This window comes from Williamsia sp. z71, assembly GCF_059553375.1.
Map to the genome: position 1 here is coordinate 137,268 of NZ_JCANWX010000011.1, position 26,187 is coordinate 163,454.

Annotated in this window: 25 protein-coding genes; 18 read left to right on the forward strand and 7 right to left on the reverse strand. The window is 65.5% G+C overall.

The features are described from left to right. Nucleotides 1-17: 17 nt before the first annotated feature. A complete protein-coding gene (locus tag AC51GR_RS23490) occupies nucleotides 18-491 on the forward strand; it encodes an NUDIX hydrolase (protein ID WP_496327074.1) in 474 nt (157 codons plus the stop codon). 21 nt (nucleotides 492-512) lie between these two features. Here AC51GR_RS23490 and AC51GR_RS23495 read toward each other — a convergent pair whose 3' ends face one another. Beyond that, nucleotides 513-1,115 (reverse strand): malonic semialdehyde reductase, encoded by a 603-nt coding sequence (locus AC51GR_RS23495; protein WP_496327075.1) that lies wholly within the window; start codon nucleotides 1,113-1,115, stop codon nucleotides 513-515. A 79-nt stretch (nucleotides 1,116-1,194) separates the two neighbouring features. Between AC51GR_RS23495 and AC51GR_RS23500 the strand changes: the two genes are divergently transcribed. Then, on the forward strand, nucleotides 1,195-1,545 hold the full coding sequence (locus AC51GR_RS23500; RefSeq protein WP_496327076.1) for a winged helix-turn-helix transcriptional regulator: 351 nt from the start codon (nucleotides 1,195-1,197) through the stop codon (nucleotides 1,543-1,545). Here the strand turns inward: AC51GR_RS23500 and AC51GR_RS23505 are convergent. Beyond that, nucleotides 1,542-2,063, reverse strand: a complete 522-nt coding sequence (locus tag AC51GR_RS23505) for a MarR family winged helix-turn-helix transcriptional regulator (RefSeq protein ID WP_496327077.1) — start codon at nucleotides 2,061-2,063, stop codon at nucleotides 1,542-1,544. The two genes, AC51GR_RS23500 and AC51GR_RS23505, sit on opposite strands and share 4 nt — an antisense overlap. Nucleotides 2,064-2,108: 45 nt before the next feature. Between AC51GR_RS23505 and AC51GR_RS23510 the strand changes: the two genes are divergently transcribed. Further along, on the forward strand, nucleotides 2,109-3,236 hold the full coding sequence (locus AC51GR_RS23510) for an FUSC family protein (RefSeq protein WP_496327078.1): 1,128 nt from the start codon (nucleotides 2,109-2,111) through the stop codon (nucleotides 3,234-3,236). On the opposite strand, the gene AC51GR_RS23515 is transcribed toward AC51GR_RS23510, so the two are convergent. Beyond that, nucleotides 3,223-3,810, reverse strand: a complete 588-nt coding sequence (locus AC51GR_RS23515) for a TetR/AcrR family transcriptional regulator (protein ID WP_496327079.1) — start codon at nucleotides 3,808-3,810, stop codon at nucleotides 3,223-3,225. The genes AC51GR_RS23510 and AC51GR_RS23515 overlap by 14 nt on opposite strands. 116 nt (nucleotides 3,811-3,926) lie before the next feature. Between AC51GR_RS23515 and AC51GR_RS23520 the strand changes: the two genes are divergently transcribed. After that, nucleotides 3,927-5,066, forward strand: a complete 1,140-nt coding sequence (locus tag AC51GR_RS23520; protein WP_496327080.1) for an acyl-CoA dehydrogenase family protein — start codon at nucleotides 3,927-3,929, stop codon at nucleotides 5,064-5,066. An 85-nt stretch (nucleotides 5,067-5,151) separates the two neighbouring features. Here the strand turns inward: AC51GR_RS23520 and AC51GR_RS23525 are convergent, their stop codons facing one another. Beyond that, nucleotides 5,152-6,093, reverse strand: a complete 942-nt coding sequence (locus AC51GR_RS23525) for an ROK family protein (protein WP_496327081.1) — start codon at nucleotides 6,091-6,093, stop codon at nucleotides 5,152-5,154. A 189-nt stretch (nucleotides 6,094-6,282) separates the two neighbouring features. Between AC51GR_RS23525 and AC51GR_RS23530 the strand changes: the two genes are divergently transcribed. Beyond that, a complete protein-coding gene (locus tag AC51GR_RS23530; protein ID WP_496327082.1) occupies nucleotides 6,283-7,233 on the forward strand; it encodes a hypothetical protein in 951 nt (316 codons plus the stop codon). 114 nt (nucleotides 7,234-7,347) lie between these two features. Here the strand turns inward: AC51GR_RS23530 and AC51GR_RS23535 are convergent, their stop codons facing one another. Further along, complete coding sequence (locus AC51GR_RS23535) at nucleotides 7,348-8,556, reverse strand: thiolase family protein (protein WP_496327083.1); 1,209 nt, start codon at nucleotides 8,554-8,556, stop codon at nucleotides 7,348-7,350. 151 nt (nucleotides 8,557-8,707) lie between these two features. Between AC51GR_RS23535 and AC51GR_RS23540 the strand changes: the two genes are divergently transcribed. The 13 genes from AC51GR_RS23540 (at nucleotide 8,708) to AC51GR_RS23600 (ending at nucleotide 23,510) form a co-directional block, all read left to right on the forward strand. Then, a complete protein-coding gene (locus AC51GR_RS23540) occupies nucleotides 8,708-9,838 on the forward strand; it encodes an MBL fold metallo-hydrolase (protein WP_496327107.1) in 1,131 nt (376 codons plus the stop codon). Beyond that, the gene (locus AC51GR_RS23545; protein ID WP_496327084.1) at nucleotides 9,835-12,348 is read left to right on the forward strand and encodes an HAD-IC family P-type ATPase; all 2,514 of its coding nucleotides are present in this window, start codon (nucleotides 9,835-9,837) and stop codon (nucleotides 12,346-12,348) included. The genes AC51GR_RS23540 and AC51GR_RS23545 overlap by 4 nt, the downstream gene beginning before the upstream one ends. 8 nt (nucleotides 12,349-12,356) lie before the next feature. Next, nucleotides 12,357-12,551, forward strand: a complete 195-nt coding sequence (locus AC51GR_RS23550) for an antitoxin (protein ID WP_496327085.1) — start codon at nucleotides 12,357-12,359, stop codon at nucleotides 12,549-12,551. 166 nt (nucleotides 12,552-12,717) lie between these two features. Beyond that, nucleotides 12,718-13,842, forward strand: coding sequence for a lipase family protein (locus AC51GR_RS23555; protein WP_496327086.1), 1,125 nt, complete (start codon nucleotides 12,718-12,720; stop codon nucleotides 13,840-13,842). Nucleotides 13,843-13,879: 37 nt separating this feature from the next. Next, complete coding sequence (locus AC51GR_RS23560) at nucleotides 13,880-14,317, forward strand: type II toxin-antitoxin system Rv0910 family toxin (RefSeq protein WP_496327087.1); 438 nt, start codon at nucleotides 13,880-13,882, stop codon at nucleotides 14,315-14,317. Nucleotides 14,318-14,423: 106 nt separating this feature from the next. Beyond that, the gene (locus AC51GR_RS23565; RefSeq protein WP_496327088.1) at nucleotides 14,424-16,094 is read left to right on the forward strand and encodes a substrate-binding domain-containing protein; all 1,671 of its coding nucleotides are present in this window, start codon (nucleotides 14,424-14,426) and stop codon (nucleotides 16,092-16,094) included. A 96-nt stretch (nucleotides 16,095-16,190) separates the two neighbouring features. After that, nucleotides 16,191-16,688, forward strand: coding sequence for an FMN-binding protein (locus AC51GR_RS23570; protein ID WP_496327089.1), 498 nt, complete (start codon nucleotides 16,191-16,193; stop codon nucleotides 16,686-16,688). Between the two features lie 93 nt (nucleotides 16,689-16,781). Beyond that, nucleotides 16,782-17,285: an FMN-binding protein gene (locus AC51GR_RS23575; protein WP_496327090.1), complete on the forward strand. Its 504-nt coding sequence runs from the start codon at nucleotides 16,782-16,784 to the stop codon at nucleotides 17,283-17,285. 13 nt (nucleotides 17,286-17,298) lie between these two features. Next, nucleotides 17,299-18,159, forward strand: a complete 861-nt coding sequence (locus AC51GR_RS23580) for an FAD:protein FMN transferase (RefSeq protein ID WP_496327091.1) — start codon at nucleotides 17,299-17,301, stop codon at nucleotides 18,157-18,159. Further along, nucleotides 18,156-19,673: an oxidoreductase gene (locus tag AC51GR_RS23585; protein ID WP_496327092.1), complete on the forward strand. Its 1,518-nt coding sequence runs from the start codon at nucleotides 18,156-18,158 to the stop codon at nucleotides 19,671-19,673. The genes AC51GR_RS23580 and AC51GR_RS23585 overlap by 4 nt, the downstream gene beginning before the upstream one ends. 133 nt (nucleotides 19,674-19,806) lie before the next feature. Next, complete coding sequence (locus AC51GR_RS23590; protein ID WP_496327093.1) at nucleotides 19,807-21,594, forward strand: hydroxysqualene dehydroxylase; 1,788 nt, start codon at nucleotides 19,807-19,809, stop codon at nucleotides 21,592-21,594. A 79-nt stretch (nucleotides 21,595-21,673) separates the two neighbouring features. Further along, nucleotides 21,674-22,339: a TetR/AcrR family transcriptional regulator gene (locus AC51GR_RS23595; RefSeq protein ID WP_496327094.1), complete on the forward strand. Its 666-nt coding sequence runs from the start codon at nucleotides 21,674-21,676 to the stop codon at nucleotides 22,337-22,339. Further along, nucleotides 22,290-23,510: an oxygenase MpaB family protein gene (locus AC51GR_RS23600; RefSeq protein WP_496327095.1), complete on the forward strand. Its 1,221-nt coding sequence runs from the start codon at nucleotides 22,290-22,292 to the stop codon at nucleotides 23,508-23,510. The genes AC51GR_RS23595 and AC51GR_RS23600 overlap by 50 nt, the downstream gene beginning before the upstream one ends. Nucleotides 23,511-23,521: 11 nt before the next feature. Here the strand turns inward: AC51GR_RS23600 and AC51GR_RS23605 are convergent, their stop codons facing one another. Both AC51GR_RS23605 and pruA read right to left on the reverse strand, forming a co-directional pair. After that, complete coding sequence (locus AC51GR_RS23605; RefSeq protein ID WP_496327096.1) at nucleotides 23,522-24,496, reverse strand: proline dehydrogenase family protein; 975 nt, start codon at nucleotides 24,494-24,496, stop codon at nucleotides 23,522-23,524. Beyond that, complete coding sequence (pruA, locus tag AC51GR_RS23610) at nucleotides 24,493-26,142, reverse strand: L-glutamate gamma-semialdehyde dehydrogenase (protein ID WP_496327097.1); 1,650 nt, start codon at nucleotides 26,140-26,142, stop codon at nucleotides 24,493-24,495. The genes AC51GR_RS23605 and pruA overlap by 4 nt, the downstream gene beginning before the upstream one ends. Nucleotides 26,143-26,187 lie beyond the last annotated feature (45 nt).

Here is a 26,187-nt window from a genome sequence, read left to right on the forward strand (position 1 = left end):
GAAGGCCGGAGGCACCGATGCCGAAACGAAGTGCGGGGATCCTGCTGTTCCGTCGTTCCGAGGCGGAGGCGGGCGTCGACGTCGAGGTGTTGATCGCGCATCCGGGCGGACCGTTGTGGGCGCGTAAGGATTCCGGCGCCTGGTCGATACCCAAAGGGCTGTACGACGAAGGCGAGGAACCGCTCGCCGCGGCCTACCGGGAATTCGTCGAGGAAGTCGGTCTCACGGTTCCCGAGGGAGAGGTCATCGAACTCGGGGAGATCAAGCAACCGAGTGGAAAGCTGGTGACCGCCTTCGCGATCGAGGCGGACCTCGACATCACCGATGCCGTGAGCAACACCTTTGAGATGGAATGGCCACGCGGGTCGGGCCGGATGCAGACCTATCCCGAGATCGACCGGGTGGCGTGGTGTGATCTCGAGACGGCCGGGGACAAACTGCTCAAGGGCCAGCGTCCGTTTCTCGACCGTCTTCTCGACCACCTCGGTTAGACCGCGTCTGTCGGGAGCAGGTCAGGCGAAGCGCAGCACCTCGGCCTCGTCGAGACGGGGGAGTCGATCGAACCAGGCATCTTTGCCCGGATGGCCGATGTTCACCAGGAGCGTCGACTTCCAGCGGCCGTCGCCGAAGAACTCCGAATCGACACCGGCAGAATCGAATCCGGCCATCGGGCCGGCGGTCAGGCCCACGGAGCGCACGGCGAGGATGAAGTATCCGGCCTGCAAGGTGCTGCCGAACGTGCCCATCGAGTTGCGGGCGTCCTCGTTGGCGTCGAGCATGTCCTTCATCTCGGGCCGGAAAGGCAGCACCGTCGGGATGTGTTCGTGGAACGCCGAATCCATCGCGAGCACAGCGGTCACCGGTGCGCTGCGGACCTTCTCGACGTTGCCTTCGGCAACATGGGGCAGCAGGCGCGCCTTGGCTTCGTCGCTGCGGACATAGAGCACGCGCAGCGGCTGGGTGTTTGCGGCGGTGGGCGGCCACTTGGCGAGATCCCAGACCTCTTTGAGTACCTCGTCGCTCACCGGCTCGGAGCTGAAGGTGTTGGCCGTGCGGGCGTTGCGGAAGAGGAGTGCGCGCGCGTCGGCGTCGAGGGTGTGGATTGTGTCGGGCATGAATCAAGCTCCTGTTTGTAGAGGGACTACGAAAATAGAAGCACTTATGCATGACTTTGGCAACCGGTAGGCTGGCCCAATGCCCAGGGAAGTCGAGATCACGCACGAGCCGCGTGCCTGTGATGGCGCGTTGCGATCGGCGTTCACCCTGCTCGGTAAACGATGGAACGGGGTCCTGCTGGGCACCCTGATGCACGGCCCGGCAGGCTTCGCTGAACTACGGACCGCGATCGGCGGGATCAGCGACTCGATGTTGTCCTCGCGGCTGGTCGAATTGGCGGACGCGGGTGTGATCGAGCGGCAGGTCGAGCCCGGCCCGCCGGTGTCGGTGTCCTACCGTCTGACCCCGTCGGGTGAAGCCCTGCTGCCCATACTCGATGAACTCGGCGCGTGGGCGTCGAAGAATCTGGAAACGCAGGATCCCGCCTAGCGGCTGTCGAGGGTCCGGGAGATCTTGCGTAACAACGTGATCAGTGTCGACCGCTCATCCGGACTCAGGCTTCCCAGCATCGCGGTGTCGCGGGCCAGGCGCCGAGGGAACTGGATGTCGACGAGTTCGCGTCCGGCATCGGTCAATTCGAGCAGGACAACCCGGCCGTCCCGTTCGGACTTCTTGCGCTGCAACAAACCCAGGTCGCGCAGGCGTTCGCTGAGTTTGGTGATGGAAGCCCCGCTGAGCATGGTCGTCGACACGACCTCGCTGGCGCGGAGGGGGCGGTCCGACCGGGCGAGTGCACCCAGTACGTCGAACTCCGAGCGGGTGATCGAGTGCGATTCCAGGTCGAGGTCGAGTTGGTGTGCGAGCACGGTGGCGATGCGATTGACGCGGGCGACCACCTCGATGGGCTGGGTATCGAGGTCGGGATAGGCGCGCGCCCATTCCTGGCTCACGCGTTCGACGACGTCGGGCGGGTTCGGGTCGGGGCTCACGGTGTCATCGTAAGGCATGTTCAAGATTTACTTCATCAGTAAAATAGGTGTAAATTACATCGGGTGGCGACAACAGACACTCTCTCCGACCACGTCGTGCGCAGGCGACAGGCGTTGGCGCATTCGGTGACCCCGCGGACCTGGCGTGATGCGGCGCTCACGCTCAACCGCACCAATGCGGCGGTGTGGGTGCCCATCCGGGTGGGTCTGGCGATCGCTGTGGTCCTGGTCGTCGGGGGCCTCATCGGCCGTACCGATGTTGCCGGATTCGCCGCGCTCGGTGCGTTGACCTCGGCTTTCTGCCGCGCTGATGCGTACCGCATCCGTCTGCCAAAACTGGTGGTCACGGCCGGGACATTGGCTGGGTTCGTGGTGTTGGGTGGCATTCTGGGCGCGACCGGCGCATCGGTGCCGATTCAGATCGTCGGGCTGTCGGTGGCGTCCGCGGTCGCGGTGTTGATCCTGGGGGCCGCTCGCGTGGTCGGCCCGGGGCCGGTCGTGATGCTGTTCGCCGCGGCGGGTGCGGTGACCTTTGCGTCCTCTGTGGGCGACGTCGTGACGGCAACGGTCGCCGCGGTACTCGGTGCGATCGTCGGGATCGGTGCCTCGTTGGCGCCATGGTCGTTCGAGTGGGCCCGGGACATCGGCAATGCAGGCGGATCGCGGGGGACCCTGCGGGCCGACCTGCGCCGCGTCGGCGATCGGGATCTGCTGGTGTCCGCGGCGCGCATCGCCATCGCCTGCGGTCTCGCGGCCGGTGCTGCCGCCGGTGTCGGTCTGTCGCATCCGATGTGGGCCGCGATGGGCGCGATGGCGACGTTGCAGGGCCTGAACTTTCACCACACCGTCCATCGGGGAGTGCAGCGACTGATCGGAAATGTCGTCGGCGCCATGATCGCAGCCGCGCTGCTGGCGCTGCCCCTGGGATATTGGGGTGCGGTGGTGCTCATCGTGCTGCTGCAGACCGCCGCCGAGATTCTGGTCGCGGTGAACTACGGACTGTGTTCGATGGCCGTCACCCCGATGGCCTTGCTTCTCACCGCCCTCGGTGCCGGGCTGACCTCCGACGTTGCCCTGGACCGGGTGGCGGACACCGCGCTCGGGGTCGTTTTCGGAATCATCGTGGGCGCCTTGACGATTGCGCGCCATGACACCGCCCATCATGCGCCCGGGGTGGCTACCGGGCGCTGATGCCGGTGGTCAACAGCTGGGCGAGTTCGAGATAGGCCTGTGAATCATCGAGCCCGAGAGTGCTTTTGATCGTGCGCTGTTGGATCCGGACCATGACCGACGATGCCACGTCGGCGACAAATGCCGCGTGGACATCGCGGACGTCACCGGCGGCAACACCGTCGTTGATCAGCTCATGGACGCGATCCGCTGCGGCCCGGGTGTTGCGCTCGTAGATGTCGCGGGCCGGTGGGAAGCCGGCCAGGTCTTCCATGAACTGTTCATCGGCGGGCTGCAGTGCGACCCCGACCGCGGTCAGGTACGCGGTTAACCGTTCGGTCGTCCCGGTGGCGCCGGCCACTGCCGCCTCGACTTCGGTGGTCGCGGCCCGGAAGAAATGCACCGTCACTTCGCGGACCAACTCATCTTTGCTGCCGGCGAGTGTGTACAGCGTCGACTTGGAGCAGTGCAGGCGCGCCGCGATCTGGTCCAGGGTCAGGTGGGCGAAACCCTCACGGAGGAACAGTGCCACCAGTTCGTCGAACAGCTGCGCGCGGCGAGCGGTCGCGTGGGCCGGGGAAACGGTCGGAACCATGGGCTGATGGTACTGCGCGAGGGCGTGGAGTACTGTCGTCGGTACTGAAGGGCGCGGCGCAGTACTGTCGTCGGGCCTGACCGATTGCCTGTTCCGACGATCGAAAGGCGTGCGCGATGCCCGTCAACCGGCTGCTGCCCACCGAAGAAGCCCGCGACCTGGTCCAGCTGGCGAGCGACGTCGCGGACAAGACACTCAAACCCATCGTCGACGAATACGAGAAGGCCGAGAAGTACCCGGCCGAGGCGTTCAAGGTGCTGGGCCAGACCGGGCTGCTGAGCCTGCCGTACCCCGAGGAGTGGGGTGGTGGTGGTCAGCCGTACGAGGTCTACCTGCAGGTGCTCGAAGAGCTCGCGGCGCGCTGGGCGGCGGTGGCGGTCGCGGTGAGTGTGCACAGCCTCTCGTGCCATCCGCTGATGGCATTCGGCACCGACGAGCAGAAACAGCGCTGGCTGCCCGAGATGCTCGGCGGCGAGAAGATCGGCGCCTACAGCCTCTCGGAACCGCAGGCCGGCTCCGATGCCGCGGCCCTGGCCTGCAAGGCCACCGCCACCGACGGCGGGTACGAGATCAACGGATCGAAGGCGTGGATCACCCACGGTGGCGTCGCCGACTTCTACAACCTGTTCGCCCGCACCGGCGACGGGTCGAAGGGCATTTCGTGCTTCCTCGTCCCCGATGACACCGAGGGTCTGAGCTTCGGGAAACCGGAAGAGAAGATGGGCCTGACTGCGGTTCCGACCACGTCGGCGAGCTATGACAACGCGTTTGTCCCCGAGGACCGCCGCATCGGCGCCGAAGGCCAGGGTCTCCAGATCGCCTTCAGTGCACTGGATTCGGGTCGGCTCGGCATCGCGGCGGTTGCTGTCGGTATCGCGCAGGCCGCGTTGGACGAGGCCGTCGCCTATGCGCAGGAGCGGCAGACGTTCGGCAAGAAGATCATCGACCACCAGGGCCTGGGCTTCCTGCTCGCCGACATGGCCGCCGCGGTGGACTCGGCGCGCGCGACGTACATCGACGCCGCACGTCGTCGCGATGCCGGTGTGCCGTATTCGCGCAATGCCTCGGTGGCCAAGCTGATCGCCACCGATGCGGCGATGAAGGTGACCACCGATGCGGTCCAGGTGTTCGGCGGCTACGGCTACACCAAGGATTTCCGCGTCGAACGTCTGATGCGAGAAGCCAAGATCACCCAGATCTTCGAGGGCACCAACCAGATCCAGCGTCTGGTGATCAGCCGGTCGCTCGCCACGTAATCGCAAACGAGCCACATACACGAAGACGAGCCACAAATATGTGGCTCGTCTTCGTATATGTGGCTCGTCTGCGATTGGACGGCAGTCAGACGGGGAGTCCGACATGGGCGCGGCGGTAGACCAGTGCGGCGGCACCCACCAGCGGCGCGGTGTCGGGTAGGCCCGCATCGATGACCTGGACCCGCGAAATGTACCGCAACGGATGCCGTTCGACGATTCGGCGGATCATGGTGATCAGGTCGGGTGTGACCTGCGCGAATCCGCCACCGATGGCCACCACATCGATTTCGACCAATGCTGCGGCACTGCATATCGCCTGACCCAACGCCTCGGACGCCCGGGCGATGGCCTGGCCGGCGATGTCGTCGCCGTTGCGATACGCCCGCGCCAGGTCTTCGCCGGTCCGTCCCGTCCAGCCTTGGGTGTTGGCCCAGGCGACGGTGTGTGGTCCGGAAGCCACGGACTCGAGGGTGGTGCGGCTGCCGATACTGAGTTCGCCGGTGAAACCGGACAATTGGATCTGGCCGATGTGTCCGCTGTTACCGGCCAGCACTCGTCCGTCGACGATGAAACCGCCGCCGATTCCGGTGGAGACGACCATGCCCAAGAGGTTCTCTTCTCCCGCCGCATTGCCGATCCATTGGGCCGCCAGGACGATCGCCACGCCGTCGCGATGGAAGTGGATGGGTATGTCGCCCAAGGGCTCTCGTACACGGTCGGCGACCAGATCTCGTAGGGGATAGTTGCGCCACTGGGGAATGTTGATGGGGGAGAGTGTCCCGGCGGCTTCGTCGACCGGTCCGGCCGCTGCGATTCCGACGCCGACCACGTCGGCGGAGCCCGGCACGTTCGCGAGTGCGTGATCGACCACATCCAAGACTGCTGTGGCAAGGTCGGTGGGAGAGGAATGCGGGCCCGTGAGGGCTCGACTTCGGCTCTCGGATAAGACATTTCCGTCCGGGTCGACCAGTGCTGCCTCCACTTTCGTACCGCCGAGGTCGACCGCCAGGACCAGATCTTCTACCACCACCTCAGCCTAATGGCCCTACCCTCCCCAAACGAGCCGCCTCTACGAAGACGAGCCACAAATTTGTGGCTCGTCTTCGTATTACCGGCTCGTTTGGGGCGGGCAGGGGTTGTGCACACCCCGGGAAATTGTCCACAATCTCGTCGCCGCGGGACCGGGTCCAGGGGGTGATGGGTCAACATCGGAAGGATGGGGGAACACGAACTGAATGCAGATGGCCTGGTCTTGCGTCGTACGGCGCTTTCGGCCGGCCACAACGACCACTCGCTGCACGCGGCCGTCAAGGCGGGGACACTCGAGCGGGTCTATCGGGGGCTTTATCTGCCGAGTTGTCCGCCGGGTGAGGTGGTGAGTCGGGAAGAGCGTGAGCGCAGATACCGCTTCAAGGTTCTCGGAGCGGTTGATGCAGGTGGGGATACCAAAGCGGTCAGTCACTGGTCGGCGGCGGCCCTACTGGGCATGCCGACGTTCGACGGCGATCTCGACCGGGTCCATTTCACCGTCAATCGGGCCGAGGGCGGGCACGGACGCGCGCGGGCGTGCCGGATCCATGCGACGCCGTGGGAACCGGACGAGGTCATCAGCCTGCCTGGACTGCTGGTGACCACGCTTGCGCGTACGGCTGTCGACATCAGCCGGCTGGGCAGTTTCGAACAGGCGCTCTGTATATGCGACGCGGCCCTTCGGATGGGTGCGTCCCGCGCAGAATTGGAGATGGTGCTTGCGCGGGCAGGCCGACGCAAGGGTGTGGGCAACGCCAGACGGGCGGTATCGCTGGCCGACGGTGCGTCGGAAAGCGTCGGCGAGTCGCTGTCGCGCGCCCGGATGTACGCCATGTCCGACGTCCCGGTGCCGCAGCTGCAGCCGGAGATCTACGATTCCGACGGTGAACAGGTGGCGCGCACCGATTTTCGGATCAGAGACCACCTGCTCGGCGAGTTCGACGGCAAAGGAAAGTACATCCGACATCTTCGTCCCGGCGAAACGACTGCGGATGCGGTGTACCGCGAGAAGCGTCGCGAAGAACGCCTCAACGAACTCGGGTTTGTGGTCTCACGCTGGGGCTGGGATGACCTGATTCACCCGGAACGGTTGCACGGTATCCTACGAAATGGCCTGCGGCGGGCCGGATTCGGTTGACCCATCCCGCCGCAAACGAGCCACCTTTACGAAGACGAGCCACAAATTTGTGGCTCGTCTTCGTATTACCGGCTCGTTTGCGGTGGGGGTGGGCGGGGTGGGGTGCGGTGAGGGTCAGAGGCGTTCGATGATGGTGGCGTTGGCCATCCCGCCGGCTTCACACATGGTCTGCAGGGCGTAACGGCCGCCGGACTGCTGTAGGGCATTGACCATGGTCGTCATGATGCGGGCACCGCTCGCGCCGAGGGGATGGCCGAGGGCGATCGCGCCGCCGTTGACGTTGGTCTTGGACAGGTCGGCGCCGGTGTCCTTGGCCCAGGCCAGGACAACGGGGGAGAACGCCTCGTTGACCTCGAACAGGTCGATGTCGGAGATGCTCAGGCCGGCTGTGGAGAGCACCTTTTCCGTTGCCGGGATGACGCCGGTGAGCATGTAGAGCGGATCGGAGCCGACCACCGAGAAGCTGTGCAGTCGGGCCAACGGGGTGAGGCCGAGTTCTGCGGCCTTGGCGGCGCTCATGATCAGCACCGCGGCGCTGCCGTCGGAGAGCGGGCTCGAGTTGGCCGCGGTGATCTGCCATTCGATCTGCGGGAAGCGCTCGAGCATCGCCGGCTGATAGAAGGCAGGCTTGAGGGTGGCCAACTGCTCGACGGTGCCGCCCGGGCGGATCATCTCATCGGTGCGCAACCCGGCCAGCGGCGCGATCTCGCGATCGAACTTTCCCGCCTTGGTCGCCGCCACCGCCTTGTCGTGGCTCGACAACGCGAACTCGTCGAGTTCGGTCCGGGAAAAGCCCCAGTCGGCCGCGATCAGCTCGGCGGCCAATCCCTGGGAGATCAGTCCGTCCGAGTACCGCTGCGAGAATCCCACGCCGGACGCGTCGACGCCGGGCCGGACATCGGACGCCATCGGCACTCGGCTCATCGATTCGACACCGGCCGCGACCACCACGTCCTGCACACCCGACATGACGGCCTGAGCGGCAAACGAGATCGCCTGCTGACTCGAACCGCACTGCCGGTTGATGGTGGTGCCCGGGACCGATTCCGGGAAGCCGGCGGTCAGTGCGGCCTTGCGGCTGATGTTCTGGCCCTGTTCATCGGCCTGGGTGACCGCACCGGCGATGACGTCGTCGATCAACGCCGGGTCGATGCCGGTCTGTTCGACGAGTGCCCGCAGGCTGTGGGCGAGCATGTCGACCGGGTGAACGTCGTGGAGTCCACCGGCGCCGACGGTCACACCGTCGACGACGCGACCGGGCTTGCCCTTTCCGATCGGAGTTCGTACCGCACCGACGATTACTGCATCAACGATCTGGGGCATGATCTTCTCCTTGGCTGACTAGTATCTATACAAGTCAGGTATACGCCGAAATATTCCACCGTGCCGACTCTTGATCGACGCATGTTGGTGGATCGATGAATTGGGACACGTGGCCGGTAGTGTGTCGAGGGTGGTGCGCCTACCGAATCCGATGACCGGTCCCAGGCTCTTGGCCGGTGCGGCAACAGCCGGCGCGGCGGTCGCGGCCGCCGGCGTCACAGCCGGGACGGAGGTGTACCGGGCAATGGGGGCGTCGAAAGATCTTGTGCTCCCGCATATCAGTGGCTCCCGGCATCAAACCGGCGGCACCTTTGCCAACCTCGAACCACCGCGGCCCGTCGACGGTGACAAAGCAGCGGCACTGGCAATGCTCCGCCGCGGTGATGTCGGCAAACCGCGCGCCCGCCTGGAGTTCGATGCCTCGCCGTTGCCCGCCGAGGTCGCCGACCTCGCCGCCACCTGGTTTGGTCATGCCTCGGTCCTCGTGGAGCTGGACGGATATCGCATCCTCACCGATCCGGTGTGGAGCAAGCGCTGCTCACCGTCGAGCGTGGTGGGACCTGCCCGGTTGCACCCCGTGCCGCACACGCTCGAGGAATTGCCCGCCATCGACGTCGTCCTGATCAGCCACGACCACTACGACCATCTCGACACCGCCACGGTCCGCACACTCGCCCGAACCCATCCGGAGGCGGTGTTCGTGGTGCCGATCGGAGTCGGTGCACACCTGCAGTACTGGGGCATCGACGCCTTCCGGATCCGCGAGGCCGATTGGGGCGAGTCGGTGACCATCGGTGCCCTCTCCTTCAACTGTTGCTCCGCCCGGCATTTCTCCGGCCGGGGGCTGCAGCGCAACACCACGCAGTGGGCCAGTTGGGCGGTGACCGGGCCACGGAACAGTTTCTTCTTCTCGGGTGACACCGGCATCAGCGATTCCTTCGAGCAGGTCGGCGCCGACCATGGTCCCTTCGGGCTGTCGCTGATCGCGATCGGTGCCTACGACCGGCTCTGGCCCGACATCCATCTCAACCCGGAGGAAGCGGCGGACGTGCACCGAATGCTCAATCGCACCAACCTGTCCGAGTCGCTGCTGCTGCCCATCCACTGGGCCACATTCAATCTCGCGCTGCACGAGTGGGCTGATCCGGTGCAGCGACTGCTGCCGGCGGCGCAGGAATTGCACATCCCGGTGATCACCCCGATGCCCGGCGCCCGTTTTGATGTCCCCTCTCGCAGTGGACACGGTTTTCAGACCCAGGATTGGTGGGAGGCCGCGGCATGACCGCGATCAACGAGAAACATCTGGCCTCAGGACTGAACGCCGCGCAGGTCGCCGACCGGGTGGCCGCGGGACAGGTCAATGTCCAGCCGGACCGGTCGGGCCGAAGCGTGGCAGACATCGTCCGCGCGAACATCTTCACCCGGATCAACGCGATCCTCGGTGTGCTGTTCATCATCGTGATGAGCACCGGTTCGATCATCAACGGCGCCTTCGGTTTGCTGATCATCGCCAACAGCGGCATCGGCATCATCCAGGAGGTTCGCGCAAAGAAGACGCTCGACGCGCTGGCGATCGTCGGCCAGACCCGGCCGATGGTCCGTCGCGATGGTGTTGCCACCGAGATCGATCCGGGCGAGGTGGTGATCGACGACATCATCGAACTCGGTCCCGGCGACCAGATCGTGGTCGACGGCGAGACCATCGAATCGGCGTCCCTCGACATCGACGAGTCGTTGCTGACCGGTGAAGCCGATGCGGTGGACAAAGCCGTCGGGGATCCGATCATGTCGGGCAGCTTCGTGGTCGCCGGCTCCGGTGCGTACCGCGCGACGAAGGTCGGCCGCGATGCCTATGCCGCGCAATTGGCCGAAGAGGCCAGCAAGTTCACGCTGGTCAACTCCGAACTGCGCAACGGCATCGACAAGATCCTGAAGATCATCACTTATCTGCTCATCCCGGCGGGTGTGCTGACCATTGTCAACCAGTTGTTCATCAGCGACAACGGCATCAAGGCGAGCCTGCTCGGAATGGTTGCGGCACTGGTCCCGATGGTGCCCGAAGGCCTGGTACTGATGACCTCGATCGCCTTCGCGGTCGGTGTGGTCCGGCTCGGCAAGCGACAGTGCCTGGTCAACGAACTGCCCGCCATCGAGGGCCTGGCCCGGGTCAATGTGGTCTGCGCGGACAAGACCGGCACACTGACCGAGAACGGGATGCGGTTGTCGGAACTGGTTCCGGTACAGGGGGACCGGGCCGAACTGGGGCAGGCCCTGGCCGCGCTGGCGGCGCACGACCCGCGTCCGAACGCGAGTGTCCAGGCCATGGCCGAGGCTTTCGGTGACGCCCCGGCCTGGACACCCGGCAGCGTCGCCCCGTTCAGCTCGGCGAAGAAGTGGAGTGGGATCTCCTTCTCCGACAGCGCTTCGGGTGAACCTCGTGGCAACTGGCTGCTCGGTGCGCCGGACATGTTGCTGCCGGCCGAGGGCGAAATCGCGGCCCAGGCAGACGAACTGGGTTCCGGTGGCCTGCGGGTGTTGTTGCTGGCCTCCACCGATGTGCCGGTCGACACCGACTCGCCCGACGAGCTGTCCGCGCCCGGTGAGGTCACCCCGCGCGCACTGATCGCGCTCGAGCAGCGGGTCCGGCCGGATGCCCGCGAGACCCTGGACTACTTTGCGTCGCAGAACGTCTCGGTCAAGGTCATCTCCGGGGACAACGCGATCTCGGTGGGTGCGGTGGCCGGGTCGCTGGGTCTGGGAACACCCGACGACGCGGTCGACGCCCGCAAACTACCGACCGATACCGCCGAACTCGCCGACGTCGTCAGCTCGCACACCACGTTCGGCCGGGTCCGGCCGGATCAGAAGCGGGCGATGGTCGGCGCGTTGCAGTCTCGCGGAAACACGGTCGCCATGACCGGCGACGGCGTCAACGACGTGCTGGCACTCAAGGACGCCGATATCGGTGTGGCGATGGGCGCAGGTAGCTCGGCCAGCCGCGCGGTGGCGCAGATCGTCCTGCTGGACAACAAGTTCGCCACACTGCCTTATGTGGTCGGTGAGGGCCGGCGGGTGATCGGCAACATCGAACGTGTCTCCACGTTGTTCTTGACGAAGACCGTGTACGCGGTGTTGCTGGCCATCACCATCGGGGTCGCCGGGGTGCTGGGCAAGATCTTCGGCTTCACGCCGATGTCCTACCCGTTCCAGCCCATCCACGTCACGATCGCCGCCTGGTTCACCATCGGTGTGCCGGCCTTCGTGTTGTCGCTGGCCCCCAACAACGAACGGGCCCGGACGGGCTTCGTCGGCCGGGTGCTCCGGCTGGCGGTCCCGTCGGGAATCGTGGTCGCGGTCTGTACCTTCGTGGCCTACGCGTTGGTCTATCCGGGTGGATCCGGGGTCGAACTCGGTGCCAAGGATTCGGTGGAACTGCCGCCGGATCAGATGCAGGCCGCGACCACCGCCCTGATCACGATGATCGCTGTCTCGATGTGGGTACTCGCGGTGATCGCGCGGCCCTACAACTGGTGGAAGATCGTGTTGCTGACCGTATCTGTGCTCATGTACGTGCTGATCTTCTCGTTGCCGTTCACCCAGGAGATGTTCAAACTGGATCCGACCGACTGGGGCAAGACGACCGTCGGGTTGGTGACGGCCGCCGTCGGGATCGTCGCGGTGGAGGTTCTGTGGCGACTGAACCCCGTCTTCGCTGCGTGGTCCAGTAAGCTGAAACTCAAATCAAATGACACAAATACCGCCGAGAACGTCTCCGGCGCCGCAGAAAGGTAAGACCGAACATGGATATCAAGGGTCTGATCAACAAGGGCAAGCAGACGCTGAGCAAGAACACCAAGGTCATCGACCAGGGTGCCGACGCCGTCAACAAGGCGACCAAGGGCAAGTACTCCGCCCAGGTCCGGAAGGGCGCGGACGCCGCGAAGAAGTTCGCGCAGGATGGCGGTTCGAACCCGGACCAGCCGAAGTCCCACTAGGACGGACCTGACGGTGGGCAGACGACGCGGCGAATAGAAGAACTTGAGACGCGCCCGGAGACCGGCGGTCCGGTGGGCCGGAGGTCTGCTGATGTCCGGTGTTCTGGTCCTCACGGCCTGTTCGAGCGGCGGAGACGATGGTGTGAATCCATCGTCTTCGCCGTCTTTGTCTGAATCATCGACAGTCCCGCCGCCACCACCACCGGCCCTGGCCGACCGCGGCGCGGTATTGACGCAACGACCGTTCCAGGGCAGCAGCGTACTGGCCGACGCCGGCCGGATGCTGCGAGTCGTCTACCGCTCGACGGCCGGATATGCCGGCGGTTTCGGCACCGACGTTTCCGGGGTGATCGCCGTGCCGGCCGGTGTTCCGCCACCCGGTGGGTGGCCGGTCGTCGCGCTCGGCCACGGCACCACCGGAACCGACGTGAAGTGCGGTCCGTCCGATTATCCCGACCTGCTCGGCGAGGACGGCAACGTCGCGCGTCTGCTGGCTCGCGGATACGTGGTCGCCGCGAGTGACTACCAGGGACTCGGGACCAGTGTCGAGAGCCCGCGAACGCATCCCTATCTGGAACCGAACACTGCGGCGTACAACATGATCGATGCGGTGCGCGCAGCCCGCAACGTGGTTCCCGAAGCCTCCCGCACCTGGGCCGCAATGGGCGCATCTCAAGGTGGACAGGCCGCGTGGGCGGCTGCCGAGCACGCCGATGATTACGGACAGGGGCTTGACTTCGTCGGTTCGGCGGCGCTCGCACCGGCCGCCGATCTGTCTCCGATCACCGATGCGGGCCTCGATCTGGCCTACACCGACGCTCAGAAGATCTTCATCCCCAACCTTGTCGCGGGACTGCGTGAGGTGCACCCCGATCTCGATCCCGACGACTACATGCGCGGCGGCCTGGCCGCCGGGGCCGAGGCATTCACCTCGTGTGGCCCCACCTCGATGGCGGACAAGTTCTCCGCCGCCACGGACATCGAACCCGGTGACGCCAGGATCGCCGACGAAGAGGCACTCGCGCGGCTCCGGGGGATCCTGAGCTCCGATGCGCTGCCCGCCGAACCGGCCGACGGCCCACTGTTCGTGGCCTACGGGGACAAGGACTCGATCATCCTGTCCGCCTGGACAACTGCCGCCCTGGAGCGCGCCTGTGCGCAGGGCGACGTGATCGAGATCGTTCGCAAGCCCGAGGGCGGACACACCAATCTGGGTGTCACCGATGACGCCGTCGCATGGATCGCCGATCGGTTCGCCGGGCAACCCGCACCCGACACGTGCCCGGCGTGAGCGGTGAAGCCGGCGCCGGACCGCTAACGTCAGCGCCATGGCAAAGGTGAAGGACACGATAGAGGTAGGTGTGACGCCGGAGGCGACCTGGGAGCGGGTGCTGGATCTGTCGAGCTACGACGAATGGTTGACGCTCCACGAAGCCTGGCGCAGTCCGCTTCCTGGCCCGGATGAGATCGGCAAGGGCCTCAAGATGTCCTCTGTCATCGCCTCCCGGGGTACCCGGGTCAGGTTCGACTGGAAAGTCGACGCCTTCGATCCGCCCCATCGCGTCAGCCTGAAGGGCTCCGGTAAGGGGGGCGTCAAGGTGACGCTGATCCTCGCGGTGGACCCGGCACCGCAAGGCTCGAAACTGACCTTCGAGATAGAGCTCGGCGGGTTGGCCATGATCGGTCCGGTCGGCAAGATCACGGCCAAGGTCGTCAAGAGTGAGATCGAGTCGTCGCTGAAGAAATTTCACGATCTGTACGCCTGAGTGAAGATCCCTGGCACATTGCCGATTTCGGTTCCCAAATGATTGGCAACGCCTGGCGGTGACTGTGTATAGAATCCGGCGAACCTCGAAACAAGGGCGGTAACGGATGGGGCGGCATGGGGTCGACGGTAACGCTGAAGGCCAGTTCGGATTCAGCGGACACCGAGATGGCGACCGGGGGCACGGAACAGCGTGGATATTGGGGGCGCTGGTCATCGTGGCGCTGCTCGTCGCCGGTGTGATCCTGTGGCGCACGGTCGGGGATGGATCAGCGTCGGATTGCGACTCGCGGGAGTCGGTCGCGGTCATCGCGGATCCCTCGATGGCGGCCACCATCAAGCCACTCGCGGGTACCGCGTCGGGCGGCTCCTGTTACGACTTCACGGTGACGGCGGTCAGTGGTGCCAACGTTGCCGGGCAGCTCACCAAGGGCGAGGCGGCACCGGACCTCTGGATCGCCGATTCAACGACCCGGGCCCGCACGGTCACCGATCAGGCCCGCGTCGGCAACGATGTGATCGCCCCGTCAGTTGCTGCCAGTCCGGTTGTGGTGGCAGGAAAAGACGTTCCGCCCCTGCAGAACTGGGTCGAGGTGATGAAGTTGCCGGGGCTGCGGCTGGGCAATCCGATCGACTCGAGTACCGGTGACGCCCCGATCATCGGCGCGCTGGCCGCCGAGCAGGCCGGTGCCATCGACCGCAAGGCGTTCACCGACGCGATGACCCTGCTCGCGTTGCAGCAGGGCAACACGCGGGTCGGTGGAGACGCCGACGGAGACCGGCTCGCGCTCGCCGGGGTGGGCGACTTCCCGACCGTGGTCAGTGAACAGCATTTCATCGAATATCAGGTCGCTGATCCCACCAGCGCACTGTCGGCGTCCGTCCCGTCCGACGGCACGGTCGTCCTCGATTTCCCGATGCTCAACACGGCGTCGGCGGCCCGCAAGGACACGGCGGCCAAGGCCGGGCACGAGTTGCTCGAGGCGATCACGTCCGACAACGGCGCCCAGACCCTGGCCGCCGCCGGATTCCGCACCGGCGTCGACGCACCGTCGCCTGAGGGAGGCGTTGGCGATGTGACCGTTCTCACATCTGCTGATCCGGAGCGTGAGGCGAAAGCGTTGCGGCAGTGGGCGGTGCTCGGTGTGCCGATTCGCACCCTGGTGGTCGAGGACGCCTCCGGGTCGATGGCGGCTCCCGCGGGCAACTCGACCCGGGCCCAGATGCTGGTCGAAGCCAGTCAGAACGGACTGAGGCTGTTCCCCAACACCACGGCGATGGGTACCTGGCTGTTCTCCATCAACATGGGCGGGCGGGGGCAGGACTGGCTGCCGCTGGTGCCGATCGAACGCCTCGACACCGTCGGCGACGACGGGCGGACGCACCGCGAACGTGTGGAGGCCGAGCTCCTGACGTTCCCGGGCCGGGTGGGTGGCGCGACGGGTCTCTACGACACGACCCTGGCCGCGTACAAGGAGGTGCAGGACACGTATGACCCGAACTTCTCGAACAGCGTCATCCTGCTCACCGACGGACAGAACGAGGACGATGACTCCATCACTCTCGATGAACTCCTGGCCGAATTGAAAAGACTCGAGGACCCGGCTCGACCGGTGCTGATCCTGACCATCGGCATCACCGAGGACGCCGACGCGGCATCGCTGAAGAAGATCGCCGATGCCACTGGTGGCACCAGCTATATCGCCAAGACCCCGGCGGACATCTCGACGGTGTTCGTCGACGCGGTTGCCGCCCGGATCGAGGCCGCCGGCCGGTGACAGCAGGCGGACTACTGCCACGGAATAGGTGAGACTAACCTAACAAAATCGGTCAAAGCGGACCGTGGGCCGGATTGATACGGCACTATCGAGATCATGAGTCTCAAGGCGGCGTCTACCCGCACCCGAATTGTCAACGCAGGCAAGGCCGCCTCAGTTGTTGCTGCAGCAACCATGGTCGTCGCGGCATGTGGCGGCGACAGCGACGACACGGCCGCTCCGGCTGCGGACTCGACTGCCGCCGAAACCGTCGCCGCGGGTGGGTCCGCTCCGGTGGCGGATGGGCAGTCGCCGTACCTTGATGGTGAGTACGCCGCGATCGGCGACTATCAGTCTCCGGGCGGCAAGCAGGAGATCGGCGTCACGGTCACGTTGTCGAACTCGGTCATCACCGCATTGGCGCTCGACACCAGCAACACGACCGGTCCATCGGCGGATTTCCAGGGGAAGTTCAAGACCGGCGTGAGCGACCAGGGCCTCGTTGTCGGCAAGAGCATCGACGAATTGAGCGTGAGCAAGGTGTCGGGATCCTCTTTGACCTCCATCGGATTCAATGATGCGATTGATCAGATCAAGACCGAGGCGACAGCGTAAAAGGGCCCGTGGGTATGCCTGAGAACTGAGAGTCTCCTGAAAAACGGGATTCAAACGGACCACGGTCAATTTTCAGGGAGCACAATGGAAGCCATGACCTCGACATCATCGTCAGCAGTGAAGAATCGAATTGTCAACGCAGGCAAGGTTGCTGCGGTCATCGCGGCCACCGGCGCCGTGATCGCCGCCTGTGGCGATGACGGTGACAGCGGCTCGTCGGCCATCACAACCACCGCCGCAACCGGCGACTCCGCGGTCGCCGAAACGTCGACGGCGGCGGAATCCGGTACTGGGGCATCGCCGTACGCCGACGGCGAATACAGCGCCTTCGGTAGCTACCAATCGCCGGGTGGTCGGCAAGAGGTCGGCGTGACCGTCACGTTGTCGAACTCGGTGATCACCGCACTGACGCTCGATACCAGTCAGACCAAGGGCACGTCCGCGGAGTTCCAGGGCAAGTTCGCCGGCGGCATCGACGATCTGGTGGTCGGAAAGAGCATCGATGAGCTCGATGTGAGCAAGGTGTCGGGATCATCGCTCACCTCAGGCGGTTTCAACGACGCCATCGAGCAGATCAAAACCGAAGCCCAGGGCTGACGCCTCCACGACGGTGACAAATCCGACGGTCTGGGAGTTCGAGGCACTCGGCACGGCGTGGGACGTGACCTTGCCGGTGCCCATCCCTGATGACCTCAGGGCCGAGATCACGCACGAGCTCAACCGAATCGATCAGGTGTGGTCGCGGTTTCGCGCGGACTCGACGGTCGCCCGGATGGCATCGCGCGCCGGCCGGTATCCGATTGCCTCGACCGATCAGCCGATGATCGACCTGTATCGCGAACTCTACGAGCTCACCGACGGCAAAGTGACACCGTTCGTCGGCCAGACGCTCGACGACGCCGGATATGACGGCGATTATTCGCTGCGGCCGGCGGAACATGTTGCCGCCGTCCCGTTGTGGGACGACATACTGGCCAGTTGGTCCGGTGGGCTGGAACTCGTCAGGCCTGCCCTGATCGATGTGGGTGCCACCGGTAAGGGATTTGCCGTCGACCGGGTCGCCGGTCTGATCGCCGCCCGCGGGTTCGAGAGTTATCTCGTCAACGGCAGCGGCGACATCGCGGCCGGATCACAATGGCACCGAATCGCGTTGGAGCATCCGGTCGATCCGACCAAAGCCATCGGCACGGTGGTGATCGAGGGCAACGCGATCTGCGGATCGGCGAGCAATCGCCGGGCGTGGGCCCAGTGGCATCACATCATCGATCCGACCACCTCAGCACCCACCCGAGAAGTCCTGGCCACCTGGGCCATTGCCGACGACGCGATGACCGCCGACGGCCTGTCGACCGCGTTGTTCTTCTGTCCACCTCAGAAACTCTTGAGCCGCTATCGGTTTGACTATGTGGTGGTGCGGGCGAACGGCACCGTGGAACATTCGCATGCGCGAGAACTGGAGTTGTTTCTGTGAGGTACCTACGGCTTGTCGACCGGCTCTCGATGTACCGGTTCGTGTTGCTCGCCCTGGTGGTGCTGGCCGTCTACTCGATTGCCGTGGCGGCAACCGACGTCGACTTCCAATACACCGCAACAGAGTTGGTCGGTTCGCTGGCGATCCTGGTGGTCGTCTGTGCCGCTGTCACATACCTGTGCGCGGCGATCGTCCGGGTACCACCGGGTAGTGAATCCTGGCTGATCACCGCATTGATCCTGTTCTTCATCTTCCCGGGTCTGACCGACTCGGATACCGCCTGGGGTCTGGTGCTGGCCGCGGCCATCGCGAGTGCGTCGAAGTATGTGCTGGCGATCAGACGTCGGCACATCGTGAATCCGGCCGTGGTGGGCGCGGTGGTCAGCTACCTGTTCGCGTACTTCTCGGTCGGCTACTTCGCGTACCCGATCTGGTGGGTGGCCGCGGACGCCTTGCTGATCCCGATGATCGTGATCGGCGTAGCGGTCGTCTGGAAGCTCCGCGACTGGTGGATGTCCGGCATCTTCCTGCTCGCCTCGGTGATCACGATCATCGTGGTGGCGCTCGACGACGGAACGCCGGTCGGCGATGCCCTCGATCTGGGTTTCCAGTCGACACCGTTGCTGTTCGTTGCGGCGATCATGCTCACCGAACCGTTGACCTCACCGGCCACCCGCATCGCGCAGGGGATCTACGCGGCCGGCGTCGGCGTGCTCATGTACTGGGGTCAGACGTTCGAGATCACCTCCGACTACACCCTGGCCTTTGTCCCGGAGATCGCCCTGCTCGCGGGCAGCCTGTTCACCTTCATCGTCGCCCGCCGCTGGCGGCGTCCGGTGTTGACGGTCACCTCGGTGCAACCGATCGGTGTCGACACCTACGAGGTGCTCGCGTCGCCGGGGCTGCGTTTCCGGCCCGGCCAGTGGGCTCAGATCTCGGCGCCGACCTGGAATCCGGCACCCGACAAGCAGGGCACGCGACGAGTGTTCTCGCTCGCCGGTGCGCCGGGCGAATCCGCCACCCGCTTCGGCTTCACCGCCGCAGGCAACGTCTCGGCGTTCAAGCAGCGGCTGATCGAAGGTGGATCCGGCGCGAAGTTGTACATCGACGAGGTCGGCGGCGACTTCACGTTGCCCCGCACGCTGTCGGCGCCCATGGTGTTCATCGCGGGTGGTATCGGGATCACCCCGTTCCGATCGATGCTCGCCGATCTGCTGGACCGCGGCGCGGACCTTTCGAAGGTCTCGATGATCTATGCGGCCAACGGCGGCGATCGGCTGGTGTACACCGATGTTCTCGACGCGGCCCGTGCGGCCGGCGCCACGGTCGTGACCGTCACCGGTGGATTGGTCGGCGCCAACGACATCGCCGCTGTGGCGCATCCCGGATCGCACTACTACCTCTCGGGTCCGCCGGCGATGCTCGACGCCCTCAAACCGATGCTGCTGCGTGCCGAACCCGGACTGCGGTGGCAGCCCTGGCGTCTGCACACCGACCGATTCATCGGGTACTGACCACCCGAGTTCTTCGAATTCGCCACCCCAGCTCGATGCAACAGTGTATCTATATATGTTGCATTGACTTGTTGCGATGAACAGACGGCGGCACTGACCGGACGTGCCGCCAGTCGAATGCAGGGGGTTTCCCATGGCGAATCCGGGTGTGCCCCGTCGTGCGGTATTGCGTGGCATGGCGGCAGGTTCAGCAGCGCTGGCAGGAGCGGCCGCGGCCGGACGGTGGGGTCTCGGGCCGGCCCACGCCGCGCCCGCCGCGCGCCGGGTGGCGGTGCTCGGCGGGGGAATCGCCGGGCTGACCGCCGCGCACGAATTGGCCGAGCGCGGATATGAGGTCACCGTCTACGAGCGGCGCGCGCTCGGCGGCAAGGCCCGGAGCATGGGCGCCACCACCATGCCGGTCGCCGGCGGTCGCCGGCCGCTGCCCGGCGAGCACGGATTCCGGTTCTTCCCCGGCTTCTATCAAGCGGTCCCGGACACCATGCGGCGAATACCGTTCCCCGGCAACCCGAATGGGGTCCGGGACAACCTCGTGCCGGCGCTCACAGCGACCGGGGTCTACGAGGGCCCCGAGATCACTGCGCCGTTCGCGCTGGATTTCAATGCGATCGGGTTGGCAGCGCATCCGGAGCGCTTGGCGAAGACGATGCTCGGTGGATTGATATACGCCCCACGGCTGCCATATCTGGATCTGCTGGGCTTGGCCCAGCGCCTGCTGGTGTACTTCACCAGTTGTGATGAACGCCGTTACGGACAATACGAATACCAGTCGTTTGCCCAGTTTGCTCGTGGCGTCAACGCGCATCCGAGCTATATGTGGGTCATCTCCACCGTCACCCGGACCCTGGTCGCGGCCAAGGAGAACATCGCCAGTGCCCGCACCATGTGCAACATGGCCGAGGCCTTCCTGCTGAACCTGATCAACCGTGGCGCGCAAGGCTTTCCGGACATGGTGCTCAACGCGCCCACCAACGAGGCCTGGATGGAGCCGTGGGTGGCGCATCTGACCGATCTCGGTGTCCGCTTCGAGGTCGGCAGCACGATCGCGTCGCTCACCACCGATGGTGGGCGGATCCGCTCGGCACGAATCGTGGGTGCCGACGGGAGGCCGGGGGAGGTGGAGGCGGACTGGTTCGTCGTCGCGGTGCCGCCGGAGCGGGTGCTGCCACTGCTGGGGTCGGAGATCCTGCGTCTGGATCCGTCGCTGGAGCGCCTCGCCAAGCTGTACGTGGACTGGATGACCGGTATCCAGTTCTACCTCGACGTCAACGAGCCGATCGCGCCCGGACACATCGGTTTCATCGAGTCGCCGTGGCGGCTCACCGGCATCCAGCAGGGCCAGTTCTGGCCCGGCCGCGACATCGCCCGCGATTACGGCGACGGCACCGTCCGCGACATCCTCTCGATCGACATCTCCGAATGGAACGCACCGGGTTCGCTGACCGGCAAGACGGCGAAGCAATGCAGTCCGCAGGAGATCGCGCGGGAGACCTGGCACCAGGTCGTCACCACCCAATCCGGACGACTGCTGTTGCCGGACAAGCTGACCGATGCGAATCTGCGCGGTTGGTACCTCGATCCGGGTATCGGCTGGAACCCGCAGACGGGGGTGATCAGCAATGAGGATCCGCTGCTGATCAACACGGCCGGGTCATGGGACAACCGGCCGAACGCCCCGACGGCGATCCCCAATCTGTTCCTGGCCGGTGATTACTGCCGTAGCCAAATCGACCTGGCCACGATGGAAAGCGCGAACGAGGGTGGCCGCAATGCGGCGAACGCGGTGCTGGACGCCTCGGGTTCGAACGCGCCGCGGGCCCGGTTGTGGCCGCACGTGACCATCGCCGAGTTCGACGGTGCCCGTCGGCTGGACCAGGACCGTTGGCGCGCAGGCCAACCCAACGTGCTCGACCTCCCGTGACTTCGGGGCCCGAACTCCCGAGGAGGTGGCAGGTCTTCGACCGTTGCCCGCGATGCAACAGAATTTGTAGGGTTGTCACATGACGCCGGAGCGCGATGAAGTGGACGAGAAGATCTTGGATGCCACCCTCGAGCGGATCCTGCAGGTCGGGATCCGCCGGGCCAGTCTCGAGGACATCGCGCGCCGGGTGGGGATGAATCGAGCCACCATCCACCGCCGCTTCATCGGCAAGGACAACCTGATCGAAGCGGTCATCGAACGGGAAACCCGCCGCATGCTCGCCGAGGTCACCGCGATCGCCACGACGGCACCGGGTATCGATGCCCAGATCGAGGACACCATGCTGCATGTGTTGCTGCAGACCAGGATCCACACCCTGGTCACGCAGTTGCTGCGGGTGGCACCGGAGGAGGCGCTGAGCTTCTACACCGTCCAGGGCGAGCGGCTGGTCGGGATCGGTATCGACTACATCGTCGGGATGCTCAACCACGCGCAGCAGGCCGGCCTGATCGATCGCTACGATCCGCGTCCGGTCGCCGAACTCGTTGCGAGGCTGTCGCATTCACTGATGCTCACCCCGGGCAGCGGGGGAAGTGTGGACTTCTCCGATACCGAACAGGCCCGCGCATTCGTTCGTACTGCCATCGTGCCGCTCATCAAACACGGCATCGTCTCATCGCCGGAGGAGGACCCTGATGACAACGTCCCAGGCCGTTCCCACGCGCCATCCCGACCGACCCCGTAAGGCACCCGGGCTCGGACCCCTCGCCGTGCTGTTCGGGATCGGAGAGCCCTCCGAACAGCGCTGGCAGGAGCTGGGCAGGTCACTGCTCGTCGGTGACGAACCGATGGACCGGCTGGTCGAGTGGATGGTCGCCGAAGGCATGGCGTCGACCCGTCCGCTGTTCGAGCAGGCGGTCCGGTCCGGTATCGACAGCGTCCCGCACGCGCCGATGCCGTTGCGGTCGTTCTTCGAGATGGTCGAGGACACCCCGGACTGGGTTGATGTCGGCCAATTGCGCCTCGGCGAACGGGTCTTTCGCTCGGGTGGCGCCGACTCGGTCTATTTTGCCCGAGACGTGTCGTTCCTCGGCGGATACCTGGCCTCCGGTTTCAACAAGACACTGATCCGCACGGGCGCACTGGAAACCGGGCCGGCCCGGCGGTTCGCCGAGACGCTGCAATGGGCCATGGACATCTCCGATGACCACGGCATGGACAAGTTCGGGCCGGGTTACCGCTCGACCCTGCACGTACGTCTGATCCATTCCCTCGTCCGCCGTCATGTCGCCGACATGCCCGACTGGCGCAGCGAGGACTGGGGACTACCGATCAACCAGACCGACATGGCGGCCACCCTGATGGGGGCGCTACTCGCACCATTTGTCGGCGGGATGGCCTTCGGCCTCATTCCCACCCCCGGCGAAGCGGCAGCCGCGGCCCACCTGTCCCGCTATGTCGGCTGGCTCATCGGTGTCGAGGATCAGTGGTTGCCGCACAGCTTCGGTGACGGCGTCGCGTTGCTGCATCATTGCCTCGGCGCCATCACCAACCCCGACGAGACCACACGTCGGCTGGCCCTGCCCATGCTCGACGATCCGCTGAACTGGGACTACCCGAACCTGGCCGGACTGCGCGGCCGCATCGCCCGAGCCCAGCACCTCTCGGTGACCAGTGCGTTCCTGGGACCCAGGGCGATGAAGACCCTCGGACTGCCGGCCTGGGTACCACCGTGGTACCCGGCGCTGCGGATCCCGGTGAACCTGGCGCGCAGTGCCTGGTTCCGGGTGACACCGGGCGGTGCGGAACGCGCCGCGGTGCGGGGCCGCCGCGAACAAGAGGCATTCCTGCGACGGCTCATCGGCGACACCGACGCCGCCGTCGGACAATCGGCGTCTGAGCAGCCGGCCGGGTGACCGAGAGCCGTTCAATCGGGCGAGACGAGGGCCCGTAGGAAGAACATCAGATTGGCGGGGCGCTCGGCCAGCCGGCGCATGAAGTATCCGTACCACTGGGAACCGAACGGGACGTACACCCGGATCCGGCGCCCGGCCCGGGCCAGGCGCTTCTGCTCGGAACCCCGTACGCCATAGAGCATCTGGTATTCCCACATGTCGGTGCTGCGACGGGAGTCGGCGGCCATCTGCTCGGCGGCTGCGATCATCACCGGGTCGTGGCCGGCGACCATCGGATAGCCGTCGCCCTCCATCAAGACCTTCAGACAGCGCAGGTACGCAGCGTCGACGTCACGAGAGCTCTGGTGGGCCACGCTCGCAGGTTCGGCGTAGGCGCCCTTGCACAACCGGATTCGTGAACCCGGCCCGGCGAACTCGTGGCAGTCCTCCTCGGTGCGGCGCAGACAGGACTGCAGAACGGTGCCCAGATCGGGGAAGTCGGTGCGCAATTCGCGGACGATCCGCAGGGTTGAGTCCGTGGTGGTGTGATCCTCGGCGTCGACGGTCACCCACACCCCGGCCGCGGTGGCGGCGGAGGTGATCCGGTGGGCGTTCTCCAGGGCGATTTTCTCTCCATGTCGGGGCAGAGCGCTTCCCAGCGAAGACAACTTCAGTGATATCTCCATCGGATGTCCTGACGATGCCGAATTATGTTCTGCTGCATCGATTCCGGAGAGCATCCCGACCAGTTGCAGATACGCGGACACGGTGAGTTCGGCCTGTGCCTCGTCGGTGGTGTCCTCGCCGAGATAGTCGACGGAGATCATCCGGCCGGCGCCGAGCAGGGCCCGGCCCGCCTCGATGACATCGGTGTGGGTCTGGCCCGCAACGAAGCGCTGCACAACGTTTCGGGTGATCGGTAGCCGTTCGCCGGCCCGTTTGATCCGCTCGCTGCGCCCTGCCGAGAGGAGGATGGCGCGGCTTGCGGTCGCCAGCGGGCCGCTCATCGGTCATCGTCGGGGTCGTCGGCCATGTGCGGATAGGCCGCCGAGGTCGCCGGGATGAACGTCTCCTTGATGGTCCGGGTCGAGGTCCAGCGCATCAGATTCTGTTTGGATCCGGCCTTGTCGTTGGTGCCCGAGGCGCGCCCGCCACCAAAGGGCTGTTGTCCGACGACCGCGCCCGTGGGCTTGTCATTGATGTAGAAGTTGCCTGCGGCGTTGCGGAGCCCGGACAAGGCGGCACCGACCGCGGCTCGGTCGTCGGCGATGACCGCGCCGGTCAGTGCGTAGCGGGCGGTCGAATCGACCTGCTGCAGAATTGAACCGAACTCGTCGTCCGGGTAGACATGAACCGCCAGGATCGGCCCGAAATATTCCGTGCTGAACGCCTCGTCGGTGGGATCATCGCCCAGCAGCACCGTGGGTCGCACGAAGTAACCCTCCGAATCGTCGTGGTCGCCACCGGCCGCGATCGTCAATGTGGACACCGACTTGGCCCGCTCGACGGCTGCTGACGATTTGTCGAAGGCGCGCTGGTCGATGACTGCGCCACCGAAATTGGTCAGGTCCCGCACATCGCCGTAGCTCAGGTCGTTCGCTTCGGCGAGGAAGTCGTCGCCCATCGTGTCCCACACCGAGCGCGGGATGTAGGCCCGCGATGCGGCCGAACACTTCTGGCCCTGATACTCGAACGCGCCCCGGATCAGCGCGGTCTTCAGTACGTCGGGGTCGGCCGAAACATGCGCGAGGACAAAGTCTTTGCCACCGGTCTCGCCGACCAGCCGGGGGTAGCCCCGGTAGCGGTCGATGTTCGACCCGACCTCACGCCACAGCCGCTGAAAGGTCTTCGTCGAACCGGTGAAATGGATTCCGGCCAGATTCGGATCACGCAGGGCCACATCGCTGACCGCGATTCCGTCACCGGTGACGAGATTGATGACACCCGGGGGCAATCCCGCCACCTCGAGCAGCTTCATCGTCAGATACGCCGAAAAGGTCTGTGTGGGTGCCGGTTTCCAGACCACCGTGTTGCCCATCAACATGGGGGCGGTGGGCAGGTTTGCGGCGATGGCGGTGAAGTTGAACGGCGTGATGGCGTAGACGAACCCCTCGAGGGGTCGGTGATCGAGTCGATTCCACACCCCGGGGCTCGAGACCGGCTGTTCGGCGAGTATCTCGCGGGCGAATCCGACGTTGAACCGCCAGAAGTCGACCAGTTCGCAGGGTGCGTCGATCTCGGCCTGCTGCACCGTTTTCGACTGTCCGAGCATGGTGGCGGCCGCGATCTTCTCGCGCCAGGGCCCGGACATCAGATCCGCGGCCCGCAGCAGGATCGCGGCGCGGGCATCGAAATCGGTCGCCGCCCACGCCGGTGCGGCCGCCAGGGCTGCGTCCACTGCGGCCCGGGCATCGTCGTGGGTGGCGTTGGTGAAGGTGCCCAGAACCTCGTGGTGGGCGTGGGGTTGCACCACCGGGGTCGGCGCACCGGCGCCGGTGACGTGGGCTCCGTTGATCACATGGGGCAGGTCGATCGGGCCGTCGGCGGTGAGAGTGTTCAGTTCGCTGATGATCCGTTGGCGTTCGGGCGATCCCGGGGCGTAGGTGTGCACGGGTTCGTTGTGTGCGCGTGGGGGTGTGGTGATGGTGTCCATCTACCCATCACAGCCGGGCTGTGCTGCGGAAACGATAGCCGACAG

What these genes read in the sequence shown, in the direction of transcription:
- AC51GR_RS23490 (WP_496327074.1), top strand. Translation starts at nt 18, where the DNA reads ATGCCGAAACGAAGTGCGGGGATCCTGCTGTTCCGTCGTTCCGAGGCG.
- AC51GR_RS23495 (WP_496327075.1), bottom strand. Translation starts at nt 1,115, where the DNA reads ATGCCCGACACAATCCACACCCTCGACGCCGACGCGCGCGCACTCCTC.
- AC51GR_RS23500 (WP_496327076.1), top strand. Translation starts at nt 1,195, where the DNA reads ATGCCCAGGGAAGTCGAGATCACGCACGAGCCGCGTGCCTGTGATGGC.
- AC51GR_RS23505 (WP_496327077.1), bottom strand. Translation starts at nt 2,063, where the DNA reads ATGCCTTACGATGACACCGTGAGCCCCGACCCGAACCCGCCCGACGTC.
- AC51GR_RS23515 (WP_496327079.1), bottom strand. Translation starts at nt 3,810, where the DNA reads ATGGTTCCGACCGTTTCCCCGGCCCACGCGACCGCTCGCCGCGCGCAG.
- AC51GR_RS23520 (WP_496327080.1), top strand. Translation starts at nt 3,927, where the DNA reads ATGCCCGTCAACCGGCTGCTGCCCACCGAAGAAGCCCGCGACCTGGTC.
- AC51GR_RS23530 (WP_496327082.1), top strand. Translation starts at nt 6,283, where the DNA reads ATGGGGGAACACGAACTGAATGCAGATGGCCTGGTCTTGCGTCGTACG.
- AC51GR_RS23535 (WP_496327083.1), bottom strand. Translation starts at nt 8,556, where the DNA reads ATGCCCCAGATCGTTGATGCAGTAATCGTCGGTGCGGTACGAACTCCG.
- AC51GR_RS23540 (WP_496327107.1), top strand. Translation starts at nt 8,708, where the DNA reads ATGACCGGTCCCAGGCTCTTGGCCGGTGCGGCAACAGCCGGCGCGGCG.
- AC51GR_RS23545 (WP_496327084.1), top strand. Translation starts at nt 9,835, where the DNA reads ATGACCGCGATCAACGAGAAACATCTGGCCTCAGGACTGAACGCCGCG.
- AC51GR_RS23550 (WP_496327085.1), top strand. Translation starts at nt 12,357, where the DNA reads ATGGATATCAAGGGTCTGATCAACAAGGGCAAGCAGACGCTGAGCAAG.
- AC51GR_RS23560 (WP_496327087.1), top strand. Translation starts at nt 13,880, where the DNA reads ATGGCAAAGGTGAAGGACACGATAGAGGTAGGTGTGACGCCGGAGGCG.
- AC51GR_RS23565 (WP_496327088.1), top strand. Translation starts at nt 14,424, where the DNA reads ATGGGGCGGCATGGGGTCGACGGTAACGCTGAAGGCCAGTTCGGATTC.
- AC51GR_RS23570 (WP_496327089.1), top strand. Translation starts at nt 16,191, where the DNA reads ATGAGTCTCAAGGCGGCGTCTACCCGCACCCGAATTGTCAACGCAGGC.
- AC51GR_RS23575 (WP_496327090.1), top strand. Translation starts at nt 16,782, where the DNA reads ATGACCTCGACATCATCGTCAGCAGTGAAGAATCGAATTGTCAACGCA.
- AC51GR_RS23590 (WP_496327093.1), top strand. Translation starts at nt 19,807, where the DNA reads ATGGCGAATCCGGGTGTGCCCCGTCGTGCGGTATTGCGTGGCATGGCG.
- AC51GR_RS23595 (WP_496327094.1), top strand. Translation starts at nt 21,674, where the DNA reads ATGACGCCGGAGCGCGATGAAGTGGACGAGAAGATCTTGGATGCCACC.
- AC51GR_RS23600 (WP_496327095.1), top strand. Translation starts at nt 22,290, where the DNA reads ATGACAACGTCCCAGGCCGTTCCCACGCGCCATCCCGACCGACCCCGT.
- AC51GR_RS23605 (WP_496327096.1), bottom strand. Translation starts at nt 24,496, where the DNA reads ATGAGCGGCCCGCTGGCGACCGCAAGCCGCGCCATCCTCCTCTCGGCA.
- pruA (WP_496327097.1), bottom strand. Translation starts at nt 26,142, where the DNA reads ATGGACACCATCACCACACCCCCACGCGCACACAACGAACCCGTGCAC.